The sequence below is a fragment of the Bradyrhizobium sp. 192 genome (assembly GCF_023100965.1).
Taxonomy (GTDB): domain Bacteria; phylum Pseudomonadota; class Alphaproteobacteria; order Rhizobiales; family Xanthobacteraceae; genus Bradyrhizobium; species Bradyrhizobium symbiodeficiens.
The window spans coordinates 4,592,405-4,606,326 of record NZ_CP064690.1 but is presented as its reverse complement, the minus strand read 5'-3'; the positions used below and the strand labels follow the sequence as shown (position 1 = coordinate 4,606,326).

10 protein-coding genes are annotated in these 13,922 nt (G+C 62.1%); 6 read left to right on the top strand and 4 right to left on the bottom strand.

Translation table 11 applies throughout. The annotated features are described in order from the left end of the window. Positions 1 to 11: 11 nt before the first annotated feature. Together IVB24_RS20985 and IVB24_RS20980 are read right to left on the bottom strand one after the other, a co-directional pair. Complete coding sequence (locus tag IVB24_RS20985; RefSeq protein WP_247768448.1) at positions 12 to 1,340, bottom strand: DUF2254 domain-containing protein; 1,329 nt, start codon at positions 1,338 to 1,340, stop codon at positions 12 to 14. Between the two features lie 199 nt (positions 1,341 to 1,539). Further along, the gene (locus tag IVB24_RS20980) at positions 1,540 to 1,941 is read right to left on the bottom strand and encodes a BA14K family protein (RefSeq protein WP_247768447.1); all 402 of its coding nucleotides are present in this window, start codon (positions 1,939 to 1,941) and stop codon (positions 1,540 to 1,542) included. A gap of 437 nt (positions 1,942 to 2,378) precedes the next feature. Between IVB24_RS20980 and IVB24_RS20975 the strand changes: the two genes are divergently transcribed. Next, positions 2,379 to 3,692 carry a sodium:proton antiporter gene (locus IVB24_RS20975; protein WP_247768445.1) on the top strand — a complete coding sequence of 438 codons (1,314 nt, stop codon included), beginning with the start codon at positions 2,379 to 2,381 and terminating at the stop codon, positions 3,690 to 3,692. A gap of 13 nt (positions 3,693 to 3,705) precedes the next feature. Here the strand turns inward: IVB24_RS20975 and gyrA are convergent, their stop codons facing one another. Both gyrA and IVB24_RS20965 read right to left on the bottom strand, forming a co-directional pair. Beyond that, the gene (gyrA, locus tag IVB24_RS20970; protein ID WP_247768444.1) at positions 3,706 to 6,441 is read right to left on the bottom strand and encodes a DNA gyrase subunit A; all 2,736 of its coding nucleotides are present in this window, start codon (positions 6,439 to 6,441) and stop codon (positions 3,706 to 3,708) included. Between the two features lie 359 nt (positions 6,442 to 6,800). Then, positions 6,801 to 7,298 carry a single-stranded DNA-binding protein gene (locus tag IVB24_RS20965; protein ID WP_166469279.1) on the bottom strand — a complete coding sequence of 166 codons (498 nt, stop codon included), beginning with the start codon at positions 7,296 to 7,298 and terminating at the stop codon, positions 6,801 to 6,803. Between the two features lie 551 nt (positions 7,299 to 7,849). Here IVB24_RS20965 and IVB24_RS20960 point away from each other — a divergent pair. The 5 genes from IVB24_RS20960 to IVB24_RS20940 all read left to right on the top strand — a co-directional run bounded on the left by IVB24_RS20960 (position 7,850) and on the right by IVB24_RS20940 (position 13,904). Continuing rightward, complete coding sequence (locus IVB24_RS20960; protein WP_247768442.1) at positions 7,850 to 8,539, top strand: outer membrane protein; 690 nt, start codon at positions 7,850 to 7,852, stop codon at positions 8,537 to 8,539. Between the two features lie 278 nt (positions 8,540 to 8,817). Next, on the top strand, positions 8,818 to 11,802 hold the full coding sequence (uvrA, locus tag IVB24_RS20955) for an excinuclease ABC subunit UvrA (RefSeq protein WP_247768440.1): 2,985 nt from the start codon (positions 8,818 to 8,820) through the stop codon (positions 11,800 to 11,802). Between the two features lie 82 nt (positions 11,803 to 11,884). Continuing rightward, positions 11,885 to 12,367, top strand: coding sequence for a hypothetical protein (locus IVB24_RS20950; protein ID WP_247768438.1), 483 nt, complete (start codon positions 11,885 to 11,887; stop codon positions 12,365 to 12,367). Between the two features lie 15 nt (positions 12,368 to 12,382). Next, positions 12,383 to 13,207: a hypothetical protein gene (locus tag IVB24_RS20945; RefSeq protein ID WP_247768436.1), complete on the top strand. Its 825-nt coding sequence runs from the start codon at positions 12,383 to 12,385 to the stop codon at positions 13,205 to 13,207. A 40-nt stretch (positions 13,208 to 13,247) separates the two neighbouring features. Continuing rightward, positions 13,248 to 13,904, top strand: coding sequence for an HAD family hydrolase (locus tag IVB24_RS20940; protein ID WP_247774141.1), 657 nt, complete (start codon positions 13,248 to 13,250; stop codon positions 13,902 to 13,904). Positions 13,905 to 13,922: the final 18 nt, after the last annotated feature.

Here is a 13,922-nt window from a genome sequence, read left to right as displayed (position 1 = left end):
GCCAGCCCGCCTCAAATTGTTCGGGCGTCGTCAAGCGGGTGCAATGCGCCGAGCGGACCGTGTCGGAGTGTTGTCAGAAAGGCCGCATGGCGGCGCTCGATATCCTGGAGGTCGGCCGGTGTCGAGACATTCCGGCGGGCATCTCCCGCCACCAGATCGGCATGCACCTTGAGGAACAACATACGCGCATCATCGCGCTCCGCACTGACCACTGCGGTGAGCACGTCGAGCATGCGGATCAGAACAGCTGCATTGGCAGACGCGCTCTGCCGTATCATGTGGAACATGACGTTGAGCAGGCCTTCGTACCGAGTGCTCGGAACAACCAACGCCGGGTGACCGTCCCGCATCACGACCCCGGTCGGCAGATACAGCGGGACGATCTGACACAAGGCTGCCCCGAGGCGGTCGAGTACGCTCATGGCGGTGTGGGGATCGTTGATCCCCGGCGACAAGGCACGTACCGCCACCTCGACCAGCTGACGGACGGCGAATTCGAGATCGGCCGAACTCACGCGTTGCTGGCCGAGAGCCGTGGCGCTCCGGATCGCGGCGGCAGCCTCCTCGACCGCAGGTACGATCACCGCGATTGGCGCCCCCGGGAAGACGTACTGCCCCGGTCTTACCAGCATCCTGATCGAAGTCTTGTGTTCGGACGCCCAGTCCGCGAGCCCTTGATCGTCGATGTGCAGCAGATAGCCCTGCCTGGCATCATCGACGGAGGTGCCATTTCTCCAGAAATCGTCGGGAGGGGGAGCCGCTTGGGGCTTGTCCGTCGTCAATCTGACAATGGTTGATTGAACTTCGTCGCTTACGAGTTCGATGACTGTGTCGACATTGATCCGACCGGCCATGTGCCCGACGAAATAGACCAGCGTGGCGACGCATACAAATGCCAGAACGATCGCAATGGTGAGCGAGAGATGCGGGACGAACGCCCCCTCATCCTGAGTGCGCACGCTGCGAAGGACGATCAATGCGTACGAGAACGTACCGAGAAAAGCACCGAGGGTGAACTGATTGCCGCGATCCCTGGTAAAATTTCGAAGCAGACGCGGCCCCATCTGACCTGCGGCCAGCGACAGAGACGCAATCGTGATCGAAAAGACCGTCCCGGCAACGCCGATGGTGGAAGACGCCACGGCGCCAAGCAGCGTCCGCGCACCTGTGGCTCCGCCATCATAAAGCCAGTCTTCGAGAAGCCAGCGCGGAAGCAACCCGCTGCGATCAGTTTGAACCAGTGCGAGTGCGATCAGTGCTCCCGCCAGCACGATTCCAGCCGGAAGCAGCCAAAACGATTCTGCCAGGTTGTCGAGCAGCTTGCGTAGGCGCGCGGTCACCGACCAAATCTCCTGATGGTCATCCTTGATCGCCTCGCTCCGCGACGAGAGAAGATCGCGAGCGCCGACAACTGGTCATCAAGATGGCGCCGCGAGTCGATCTGCCAGTCCAAAGCGACGGAAATTGCTGCAAGAACTCGTAAGGCGATCCGGAGCCGCAATCATCTCGCGGCTCCGTCGATCGCACTGTCGATAAGCGTCACGGACAACTGTGGCGCCGGCCATCGTTGCCGAGATATGTCCCTGAAGAAGGATCATAGGACCGGAATCGTTGGGCGCAGTAGCTCTCACTGTTCGCGCGCGCCTGGCTGTTGGCGATCACCCCACCGATGATCGCACCAGCAGCCAGACCGCCGAGTGCGGCAGCGCCGTTGCGGTGATGGCGAGAACCGTAGTTGCGGTGGTGGTCGCCGTACCTCCGGCCTCCGTCATGATGCCGCCAGCCGTGACTCCGATATTGGACCGTCTCAACGTTCGATCCGCTCTGCAACTGTCCCAGCGCGGGGTCAACCCAGAGCGGCGCAGCCGATACCGATTGCACCCCGAGCAGTGGGGCTGCGCCAAGCAGTCCCGCCAAGAGCAACACGTTGAATTGTCTCATACTTGGCTTCCTCATCTGATGATGGAGAGCCAACGATCCCGCCCCACTGCCGTTCCCGTACATGGAACAGGTTTATTCGATGGCGTCACATGGTCACACGCCGACGGCATGGTCCTACACGCGTTCTCCTGAGGGCTGAATGGCCACTACTCGCGGAACGAACTGAACCGCGGGATTTGTCGCAACAATCATGTTTCAGGCGGCCCGATAACTATCCATAAAAAGCGGGATGTTCGCTGGCGCAACGAGCAAGTCTTCGCGTAACGTGCTGATCGCACCGACGTTCACGTCAGATCAGGAGTCCGGCCCGGAAAGGCCAAAGGCGTCATTTCGAAAGGGCCGCAGTCGCCCCGCCGCTTAGCGGAACGATAGTCGCCGGCATCGGAATCCTCTCACTCCCGGAATGGCCGCCTGCGCCGAAGAGATGGAGCCCTGACTTGTTTTCTCTCCTTGAACTCGCAGCGATCCTTCTCACACTGTCAGCGATATTCGGCTGGCTCAACCACAAATTCATCCCCTTGCCACACACGATCGGACTGCTCGTCATGAGCGTCGTGACGTCGGTCATCATGGTGGTGATCGACCTTGCATTTCCGCAGCGGCATCTGTTCGAACCCCTGACGGCGGTGCTTCTGCAGATTGACTTCAGTTCGGTCGTCATGAACGGCATGCTGGGCTTTCTGTTGTTTGCCGGGGCGCTTCACGTCGACCTCGGCAAGCTGCGCAGCCGCTGGCTGCCGGTCTCGATCCTTGCCGTTTTCGGCACGCTGATCTCGACCGCCGCGATAGGAGTAGGCTTATGGACGGCAGCCCGATTGCTCGGACATCCCATCGCACTCGCATGGGCCCTGGTGTTCGGTGCCTTGATCAGCCCGACCGACCCCGTCGCCGTGCTCAGTGTCCTCAAGAACGTCAGGGTGCCGCCAAGCCTCGAGGTCGAAATGCAGGGCGAGTCCCTGTTCAACGACGGCGTGGGAATTGTTCTGTTCGTCATCCTCTTGAGATTTGCGGCCGGAGACGGCGGGGACACCAGCGGATCTGCGATTGTGGAGCTTCTGCTGCTCGAGGCCGGCGGCGGTCTGCTGCTTGGGCTGGTGACCGGATATATCGCATATCAGGGAATGCGGTTCATCGACGACTACCCGATCGAAGTTTTGATATCGCTCGCGCTGGTCACAGGCACCTATGCGCTGGCCCAGCGACTTCACGTCAGCGGCCCCCTTTCGGTCGTCGCAGCTGGACTGCTGATAGGAGATCGTGGCTCCCGCTTCGCGATGAGCGATCAAACGCGCACTTACGTGTTTGCGCTCTGGACCCTGATCGACGAGATCCTCAATTCGGTCCTGTTTCTCCTGATCGGGCTCGAGGTGCTGGTGCTCCGTTTCGAGCCGTCGGCGGTTGTGGTGGCGATCGCGACGATTCCGATTGCCCTCGTTGCCCGTCTGCTTGCCGTCGCCACGCCACCGCTCGTTTTTGCCCGGGCCAATCTGATGTCGGTGCACAACGTGCCCTTCCTCACCTGGGCTGGTGTACGTGGCGGCATTTCGGTCGCGCTCGCTCTTTCCGTACCCGAAAGCAGCGACAAGCCAACGATCCTTGCTGCAACCTATGCCGTCGTCCTGTTCAGCATCATCATCCAGGGGTCCACCCTCGGCATCGTCGCAAGACGAACCATTCGTACGGAAGCCAATGGCCAGCCCGGCAGCAACAGGGACGAGCAACGCGACGCCACGAAATCATTCAAACATTGACGCGACCCGGTCGCTATTCCCCGTTGGCTCCGTTTCCGCTCTCCGCCTCTTCCGTGATGTGCTCGACCGAGACGACATGCTCGTCCTCGGCGGTGTTGAACACGATGACACCTTGGGTCGATCTCCCGGCGATGCGGATGCCTTCGACCGGGCAGCGGATCAATTGGCCCTTGTCGGTGACCAGCATGATCTGATCGGCGTCCTCGACGGGGAACGACGCGACGAGGTTGCCGTTGCGGTTGTTGACGCTCATGGCGACGATGCCTTTGCCGCCGCGGCCCGTGGTGCGGTACTCGTAGGACGAGGTCCGCTTGCCGAAGCCGTTGACGGAGACGGTCAGCACGACCTGCTCGGCCGCCGACATCTCGATGTAGCGCTCCGGCGGAAGCTGGAAGCTGCCGGAGGTCGTCTCTTCGGCCTCGGCATCCGTCGGAGCCTCGTCGGCCACAGCCTCGCCTGCGACCGCGCGGCGCATCTTCAAATAGGCCGAGCGCTCGTCCGAGGACGTCTCGACGTGGCGCAGGATCGCCAGCGAGATCACCTTGTCGCCCTCGGCAAGCGCGATGCCGCGCACGCCCATCGAGGTGCGCCCGGTGAACACACGAACGTCGGTGACGGGGAAGCGGATGCACTGGCCGCCGGCGCCGGTGAGCAGGACGTCGTCGTGCTCGGTGCAGATCTGCACGTCCACGATCGCTTCATTCTCGTCGAGCTTCATCGCGATGATGCCGGAGCGGCGGACGTCGACGAAGTCGGACAGCTTGTTGCGGCGGACATTGCCGCCGGTGGTCGCGAACATCACGTCGAGGTTGGCCCAGGTGGATTCGTCCTCCGGCAGCGGCATGATGGTGGTGATGCGCTCGCCCTGCTCCAGCGGCAGGATGTTGATCAGCGCCTTGCCGCGAGCGTTCGGCGCGGCCATCGGCAGGCGCCAGACCTTCTCCTTGTAGACCTGGCCGCGCGAGGAGAAGAACAGCACCGGCGTGTGCGTGGAGGCCACGAACAGGCGCGAGACGAAATCCTCGTCGCGGGTCTGCATGCCGGCGCGGCCCTTGCCGCCGCGGCGCTGGGCCCGGTAGGCCGACAGCGGCACGCGCTTGACGTAGCCGGCGTGGGAGACGGTGACGACCATGTCCTCGCGCTGGATCAGGTCCTCGTCCTCGACCTCGCCTTCCTGCTCGATGATGACGGTGCGGCGCGGCGTGGCGAACTCGGCCTTCACTTCGGCGAGCTCGGTCTTGATGATATCAAGCACGCGCTCGCGCGAGCGCAGGATGTCGAGATAGTCGGCGATCTCGACGGCGAGTTTGGAGAGTTCATCGCCAATCTCCTCACGGCCGAGAGCGGTGAGGCGCTGCAGGCGCAGGTCGAGAATGGCCCTCGCCTGCTCCATCGACAGCCGGATCGTGCCGTTTTCGCTGATGCGATGGCGCGGATCGTCGATCAGCGTCAGCATGTCCTCGACGTCCCGGGCCGGCCAGTCGCGCGACATCAGGGTGTCGCGGGCGGTGGTCGGATCGGGCGAGGTCCGGATGACCCGGATCATCTCGTCGATATTGGCGACCGCGATGGCGAGACCGACCAGGATATGGGCGCGGTCGCGCGCCTTGGCGAGCAGGAACTTGGTGCGCCGGGTGACGACCCGTTCGCGGAAATCGACGAAGATCGACAGCAGGTCCTGCAGATGCATGATCCGCGGACGGCCGCTGTCGAGCGCCACCATGTTGACGCCGAAGCTCGTCTGCAGCGGCGTGAAACGATAGAGCTGATTCAGCACCACATCCGGCACGGCGTCGCGCTTCAATTCGATCACGACGCGGTAGCCGTCGCGGTCGGATTCATCGCGCAGGTCGCCGATGCCCTCGATCTTCTTTTCCTTGACCAGCTCGGCGATGCGCTCGACCATCGTCGCCTTGTTCACCTGGTAGGGAATCTCGGTGATGATGATCGCCTCGCGCTCCTTGCGGATGGTCTCGATCGCGACCTTGCCGCGCATCACGATCGAGCCGCGGCCGAGGTGATAGGCGGCGCGGATGCCCGCGCGGCCGAGAATGACGCCGCCGGTCGGGAAATCAGGTCCCGGCACGATGTTGATGAGTTCGTCGATGGTCAGCCCCGGATTGTCGATCAACGCCACGCAGGCGTCGATGACTTCGCCGAGATTGTGCGGCGGAATGTTCGTGGCCATGCCGACCGCGATGCCGCCCGCGCCGTTGACCAGCAGGTTCGGGAACTTGGCCGGAAGGACCGTGGGCTCGGTCTCGTTGTTGTCGTAGTTCGGCTGGAAATCGACGGTGTCCTTGTCGATATCGGCCAGCAGGGCCAGCGCCGACTTGGTCAGTCGCGCTTCAGTGTAACGATAAGCGGCCGGGGGATCGCCGTCGACCGAGCCGAAATTGCCCTGACCGTCGATCAGCGGCACCCGCATCGAGAAGTCCTGCGCCATGCGGACCATGGCGTCGTAGATCGACTGGTCGCCGTGCGGATGATACTTACCGATGACGTCACCGACCACGCGGGCGGATTTGACGTACTTCTTGTCGGGCGTGTGGCCCTGCTCGTGCATCGAGTACAGGATGCGCCGGTGCACCGGCTTCAGGCCGTCGCGGGCATCGGGCAGCGCCCGCGCCACGATCACGCTCATGGCGTAGTCGAGATACGACTTCTTCATCTCCTCGAAGATGGAGACGGGTCGAATATCCGAGGGTTGCGCCGGCTGGTCGCCGGGCTTGTCGTCGTCGTCAGCCAAGGGGGAATCCGGTGAGGTTTTGTCTGGGAATCATATAGCGCATCGAGCCCCTGATAACCACCCTCGCGGGGGTCTTGGGAAGCGCTTTTTCCGCTCATTTTTCCAATAGCTTACGGCGCTGCAGGGAGCATTTTTGACAAGCTCGGAACAGGCCTTCCGAAGTCGCCTTCGAGACCTCGTCGATCGCGCGGCAGGCGCGCTTCATGGGCGGATTTGCGCCGGCGGAATCCGAGTTCAACCCACACATGAAGCGGGCCCGGAAATCCCGAGCCCGTCCTGTCGATTAGTACGATTTGCTGACATAAAATGGGAGGCGCCGCCGCTGAGCCCGCGAGCGTTCCCTAAAGCCCCGTCCTTGCTCAGAACGGGATATCGTCGTCCATGTCGCTGTTGCGGCCACCGCCGCCGGCGGCCACGGGACGGCGCGGTGCGCTGCTGACCGGTCCGGAAGAGCCGAAATCGCCGCCCGGCTCGTCGCCGAAATTACCGCCTCCGCCGCCGCCGCTGCGGCCGTCGAGCATCGTCAGCGTCGAGTTGAAGCCCTGGAGCACGATCTCGGTCGAATACTTCTCGACGCCGCTCTGGTCGGTGTACTTGCGGGTCTGGAGCGCGCCCTCGATGTAAACCTTGGCGCCCTTCTTGAGGTACTGTTCGACGATCTTGCAAAGCGGCTCAGAGAAGATCACGACGCGGTGCCACTCGGTCTTTTCCTTGCGCTCGCCGCTGTTCTTGTCGCGCCAGGTCTCCGACGTCGCGATGCTCAGATTCGCGATCGGCCGCCCGTCCTGGGTGCGGCGGATTTCAGGATCCTTGCCGAGATTTCCAACCAGAATGACCTTGTTGACGCTTCCAGCCATCGCCGCTCTCCACTCCGAATGCCACTGAATTTCATAGGGCCGAGCGCGCTGCTCGCGTTCTCTGCGCCTGTTGAGGCGACCCTATACGCTTGCAGGCGCCACTCAGCCCGGCACCCCCAAGGTTATCCCCACATATAGCACCGACCTTCGTCGTGTTCCAGATTTGTTCTTCTCGGAAATACACCGAATAGAGGACTGGCGGCACAACCGTCCGTGACGCCGACGGACGGATGATGTCGCCACCGGCCTGCGTTCGACAGGGGCGAGCGCGCCCGTCGATATCAGCCCGGCTGGTGCGAATTTCGCGATGGTCGCCCCTCCGATCGCGGTGATATCACTCTGAGATTGTTCCGTAATTGGAACCCGCCCGCGAGACGTTTGACTCTCGGTCGCAACCGGTCGGTAACCATCACGTTCCGCGCAACTGTGGCTTTCAGGAGACACAACTTGCGGCTTCAGTAGTGTAAGCACTGCCTCAGTTGGGCCATCGAGTCCGCTGCCCTTCCGGCCAAGGAAGGCAACAACAGAAACTGGGACTGGGATTAGATAAGATGAAAAAGGTTTTGTTGGCTTCGGCCTGTTTGTTCGCTCTCGCTGCGCCCGCTTCGGCGGCCGACCTCGCAGCCCGCCCCTACACCAAGGCTCCGATCGCCCCGATGGCTTCGGTCTACAACTGGACCGGGTTCTATCTCGGTCTCGTTGGTGGCGGCGCCTGGGAAGATACCTCGGGCAGCCCCAAGATGCAGGGTGGCTTCGTCGGCGGCACCGCCGGCTACAACTGGCAGACCGGCAACGTGGTGTTCGGTCTTGAGACCGATGCTGCCTGGGCTGACGTCAGCGCTTCCGCCGCTGGTGTGGTGTTCGTTCCCGGTGTCGGTGGCATTCCCGCTTCGGTGAGCTCCAAGACCGACGCGATGGGCACCGTGCGCGGTCGCATCGGCTGGGCCGTCAACAACGTGCTGCTGTACGGCACCGGTGGTTACGCCTGGATCGACAACAAGATCACTGCCACCCTGGGCGGCGCTTCGATCTCCGACAGCAAGTTCCACTCCGGCTGGACCGTCGGTGCGGGTGTCGAAGCTTACATCGCTCCGCAGTGGTCGGTGAAGGGCGAGTATCTGTATCGCAGCCTCGGTGGCGAGACCTACTTCGGCGCCATCAACAGCGGTACGCTCAACCTCCACACCGTGCAGCTCGGCGTGAACTATCACTTCGGCGCCCCGGTGGTCGCCAAGTACTGAGCTACGCTTCAACGCCAACGCGTTCCGAAAGGCCGGCCTCGTGCCGGCCTTTTTGTTTGGCGGGTACGCTTGCCGCGCCGTTCCGCAAAGCCCTCTGCTGCCAGATGCCGCCAGCGCGCCAACAATCCGTTGACGATTCGCAACTGCCACTGGAAATCCGTCTCCGTTCTTCCTACGTTCGCTGACAACCCCATCGGCGCCGATCCCGGTTCCGGGCGAAGCGCGCCTTCATTACTGGCGCGGTCGCGCACCCGTGGGATTCCCTAGGGGCAACTCGGATGGATGAAGTGATCAAGGCGAAGCGCCAACAGCAGAACGCGGGCTCCAGCCGGCACGCAATTACGATCCGTGGCGCGCGCGAGCACAACCTCAAGAACATCGACGTCGAGATTCCCCGCGACAAGCTGGTGGTGTTCACCGGTCTCTCCGGCTCCGGCAAATCCTCGCTCGCCTTCGACACCATCTATGCCGAGGGCCAGCGCCGCTACGTCGAATCGCTGTCGGCCTATGCGCGCCAGTTCCTCGAGATGATGCAGAAGCCCGACGTCGACCAGATCGACGGCCTGTCGCCGGCGATCTCGATCGAGCAGAAGACGACGTCGAAGAACCCGCGCTCGACCGTCGGCACCGTCACCGAGATCTACGACTACATGCGGCTCTTGTGGGCGCGCGTCGGCGTGCCCTATTCGCCCGCCACGGGCCTGCCGATCGAGAGCCAGACTGTCTCGCAGATGGTCGACCGAGTGCTGGCGCTGCCCGAAGGCACGCGCCTTTATCTGCTCGCACCCGTCGTGCGCGGCCGCAAGGGCGAGTACCGCAAGGAGCTCGCCGAATGGCTCAAGAAGGGCTTCCAGCGCGTCAAGATCGACGGCGCCTTCCATGAGCTCGCGGAAGCGCCTGTTCTCGACAAGAAATTCCCGCACGACATCGACGTCGTGGTCGACCGCATCGTGGTGCGCGCCGACATCGGCCAGCGCCTCGCCGAAAGCTTCGAGACCGCGCTGAAGCTCGCCGAGGGCCTCGCCGTCGTCGAGTATGCCGATGCACCGGCGGCTGCGCCCGCGGAAGAGAAGGAAAAGAAGAAGACCGCAAAGATCCACGACAAGAGCGGTCCCGAGCGCATGCTGTTCTCGGAAAAATTCGCCTGCCCCGTGTCCGGTTTCACCATTCCGGAGATCGAGCCGCGCCTGTTCTCGTTCAACAACCCCTATGGCGCTTGCCCTGCCTGCGGCGGCCTCGGAGTCGAGCAGCATGTCGACGAGGACCTCGTCATCCCCGACAAGGAGGCTGCCATCGGCAAGGGCGCGATCGCGCCCTGGGCAAAATCGTCGTCGCCCTATTACGTGCAGACGCTGACCGCGCTCGGCAAGCACTACAAGTTCACGCTGACCACCAAGTGGAAGGACCTGCCCAAGAAGACGAAGGACGCGATCCTCCACGGCTCCGGCGAGGACGAGATCAAGTTCTCCTACGAGGACGGGGTGCGCTCCTACGACACCAAGAAGCCGTTCGAAGGCGTCATCACCAACATCAACCGCCGCTATCGCGAAACGGAAAGCGAGTGGGCCCGCGAGGAGCTCGCAAAGTACTTCCACGATGTACCCTGCGAGGCGTGCCACGGTTTCCGGCTCAAGCCCGAGGCGCTCAGCGTCAAGATCGGCGGCAAGCATATCGGCGAGATCTCGGAGATGTCCGTGAAGGGCGCCGGCGCATGGTTCGAGACCGTGCCGGAGGCGCTGAACACGCAGCAGAACGAGATTGCCGGACGCATCCTGAAGGAGATCCGCGAGCGCCTCACCTTCCTGCTCGACGTCGGCCTCAACTACCTCACGCTGTCCCGCTCCTCCGGCACGCTGTCCGGCGGCGAGAGCCAGCGCATCCGCCTGGCCTCGCAGATCGGCTCGGGGCTGACAGGCGTGCTCTACGTGCTGGACGAGCCCTCGATCGGCCTGCACCAGCGCGACAATGCCCGGCTGCTCGACACGCTGAAGCGGCTGCGCGACCTCGGCAACACCGTGATCGTGGTCGAGCATGACGAGGACGCCATTCTGCTCGCCGACCACGTGCTCGACATCGGCCCCGGCGCCGGCATGCATGGCGGCAACATCATCGCCGAAGGCACGCCCGCCGAGATCATGCGCAACCCGAAATCGCTGACCGGCAAGTACCTGACCGGCGAGCTCGAGGTCGAGGTGCCGGAGCGGCGGCCGCCGAACCATCGCCGCACCATCAAGGTGGTAAACGCGCGCGGCAACAATCTCAAGAACGTCACCGCCGAGATTCCGCTCGGCCTGTTCACCGCCGTCACCGGCGTGTCCGGCGGCGGCAAGTCGACGCTGCTGATCGACACGCTCTACAAGGCGATCGCCCGCAAGCTGAACAATGCCAGCGAAGGCGCCGCGCCGCACGACCGCATCGAAGGCCTCGAGCACATCGACAAGATCATCGACATCGACCAGTCGCCGATCGGCCGCACGCCACGTTCGAACCCCGCCACCTACACCGGCGCCTTCACGCCGATCCGCGAATGGTTCGCCGGCCTGCCCGAGTCCAAGGCGCGCGGCTACGAGCCCGGCCGCTTCTCCTTCAACGTCAAGGGCGGTCGCTGCGAAGCCTGCCAGGGCGACGGCGTCATCAAGATCGAGATGCACTTCCTGCCCGACGTCTACGTCACCTGCGACGTCTGCAAGGGCAAGCGCTACAACCGCGAGACGCTGGAGGTGCTGTTCAAGGGCAAGAGCATCGCCGACGTGCTCGACATGACCGTCGAGGAAGCCGCCGAGTTCTTCAAGGCGGTCCCGCGCGTGCGCGAGACGTTCCAGACCTTGCACCGGGTCGGCCTCGACTACATCCATGTCGGCCAGCAGGCCACGACGCTGTCAGGCGGCGAAGCCCAGCGTGTCAAGCTCGCCAAGGAACTGTCCAAGCGCGCCACCGGCCGCACGCTCTACATCCTGGACGAGCCGACCACCGGCCTTCATTTCCACGACGTCAAGAAGCTCTTGGAGGTGCTGCACGAGCTGGTCGCGCAGGGCAACACGGTCGTGGTCATCGAGCACAACCTCGAAGTCATCAAGACCGCCGACTGGGTCATCGACTTAGGGCCAGAAGGCGGCGACGGTGGCGGCGAAATCGTGGCCTGGGGCCCGCCGGAGGATATCGCGAAGGCGCCAAGGAGCTACACGGGTAAGTTTTTGGCGCCGGTGCTGGAGAAGTCGCGGAAGCCGAAGCGGAGGCGCGCGGCGAGCGAGGCGGCGGAGTAGCTCTGCCGCCGCTTCGAGGGTAGACGAACAACCCTATTGCCCGCATTGGGCGAGTCCCCTATTGTGGATCTTGGGGAACGCCATGACGCGCCTTTTGGTCTGCGCGACGTTTTTATTGTTTTTTCCGAATCTGGCTGTCGGTCAGAGTTCGAAGGCGCTATGCGGCTTTGATGATTCCGCGAGACTTGTGACATGCGAGCAGGAGAGCCGCTCAGTCTTCCGCTACGAGGTCGAATATCCCGACGTGGGAGTCCTCTTGAAGCTCTCTTCTTCCCTCAATGGAAGCTTGACTGCACGAGGAGATCGCGAACGTTGCAGGACCGTAGTCGAGGGATTTCGTGCCGATCAAGTCGAACGCAAATTCAATTCATCGCTAGAGGGGCTGCGCCTACAAGCTGAAAAAGTTCGTTCTGCATCTGAAGGCAATTTGGTACTCTACAAACAAATTATTCTTATCTACGACGCGCTAGTCGGCCGTTACAAAACCTGCGTCCAAGCATATCAAGACGCCGTCAAATCGTGCCACGTCGTCACACCATATGATGTTCGTCCAGACCGAATTTAGGTGCGGAGAACCATTGTGAACGATCTATCTCACAATATCGCGGAAGCAAGTCTCATCGCACCATCGATTGCTCCGAACTTAATTTGCGACAAGCGCTTCGCAGGACAGTTGCGAGAAGTGCAAAATCTGAAGCAATTCCTATTTGAGCAGAAAGTAAAATTTGAAACCGGTCAGCTCGACTCGATAGATCTTGGTCCGCTGAACAATCTATCTTACAGTCCCACCGGTCGCGTACCAACCGGCGAAGAATGGAAGCTTCTGGATGAGAAGATTGCTGTACTTGCTTCCTATCTAAGCGATGGATTGCGACAGAAAATTCGTGTCCGCGAGCTTAGTGTTTTCTTCGACAAGCTTCCTCTCGCGTTCCTTTTGGCTACCCTCATAATAGTTCTCTATCGATTTCTGTATGGCGGGTTTTTCGCCAAAGGCACCTTGCTGTTTAATGCTTCGTTCTTGCTCTCGCTGATTGTTTGGGCGGTAGCGCAAGGCGGCTTAGGCGCATGTGCTTTTCTTGGCACGCGTATCGCAACAACGCGCCCGGACAAGATCCTTTCTGAGACTCTGTCAGACATTTCCGACGTAACGGATGAAAGCATTCTTAAGATAAGAATAATACTCGGATGCCTGTTCGGATCACTGATAGGCGTGCCAATCGGGAGTTTGGCCTTCGATAAGATGGGCAACGCCATTTATGACAGCAGCGCCTCGCTAACTCCCTCCGATTTTGCATTGATCATTTTGCCGTTCATGGTCGGATTCAGCACCAACCTCGTGCTTGCAATTCTAGAGCGCTCGATCGAATCGATCAGGACATTCTTTGGGATTGGCTCTCGGTCCTAGATTCCCGACAATATCTGTCATGGGTGCCTAGTCCCTCGCCATCTTCGATCTCGACGGCACCCTCGCCGACAGCTTTCCCTGGTTCCTGCGCACCATCAACGACATCGCCGACCACTTCGGCTTTCGTCGTGTACGGGATGAGGACATCGACGGGCTGCGGCATGCCTCGACGCGGGAGATCCTCAGCCGGCTCGAAGTGCCCTTGTGGAAGTTGCCGGCGATTGCGCGGCATGCGCGGCGGTTGAAGGCGGAGGCGGCTTCCGAGATTTCGCTGTTCGCGGGCGTCGAGACGATGCTGCGGACGCTGGTTGAGAACGGCGTGCAACTTGCGCTGGTGACGTCCGACAGCGAGGCCAATGCGCGCGAGAAGCTTGGGCCGAGCGCGGCGCTGTTCTCGCATTTCGACTGCGCGGCGTCGGTATTCGGCAAGCCCGCGAAATTTCGTCGGGTCATCCGCCGTGCCAGCATCTCGTCGGACAAGGTCATCGCGATCGGCGACGAGGTGCGCGACATCGAGGCGGCGCGCGCGGTGGGAATTGCCTGCGGCGCGGTGTGCTGGGGCTATGCGGCACCGGCCGCGCTGCGGGCGCTGGGGCCGGATCATGTGTTTGAGCGGATGGATGAGATTGCATCGACGCTGTGTCCCGGTGCCGTAGCCCGGATGAGCGTAGCGATATCCGGGACCGTCGGCGGATGAGGATGGCGTTGTCCCGCA

Coding starts and splice junctions, on each gene's coding strand:
- IVB24_RS20980 (WP_247768447.1), bottom strand. CDS start 1,941: ATGAGACAATTCAACGTGTTGCTCTTGGCGGGACTGCTTGGCGCAGCC.
- IVB24_RS20965 (WP_166469279.1), bottom strand. CDS start 7,298: ATGGCTGGAAGCGTCAACAAGGTCATTCTGGTTGGAAATCTCGGCAAG.
- IVB24_RS20960 (WP_247768442.1), top strand. CDS start 7,850: ATGAAAAAGGTTTTGTTGGCTTCGGCCTGTTTGTTCGCTCTCGCTGCG.
- uvrA (WP_247768440.1), top strand. CDS start 8,818: ATGGATGAAGTGATCAAGGCGAAGCGCCAACAGCAGAACGCGGGCTCC.
- IVB24_RS20950 (WP_247768438.1), top strand. CDS start 11,885: ATGACGCGCCTTTTGGTCTGCGCGACGTTTTTATTGTTTTTTCCGAAT.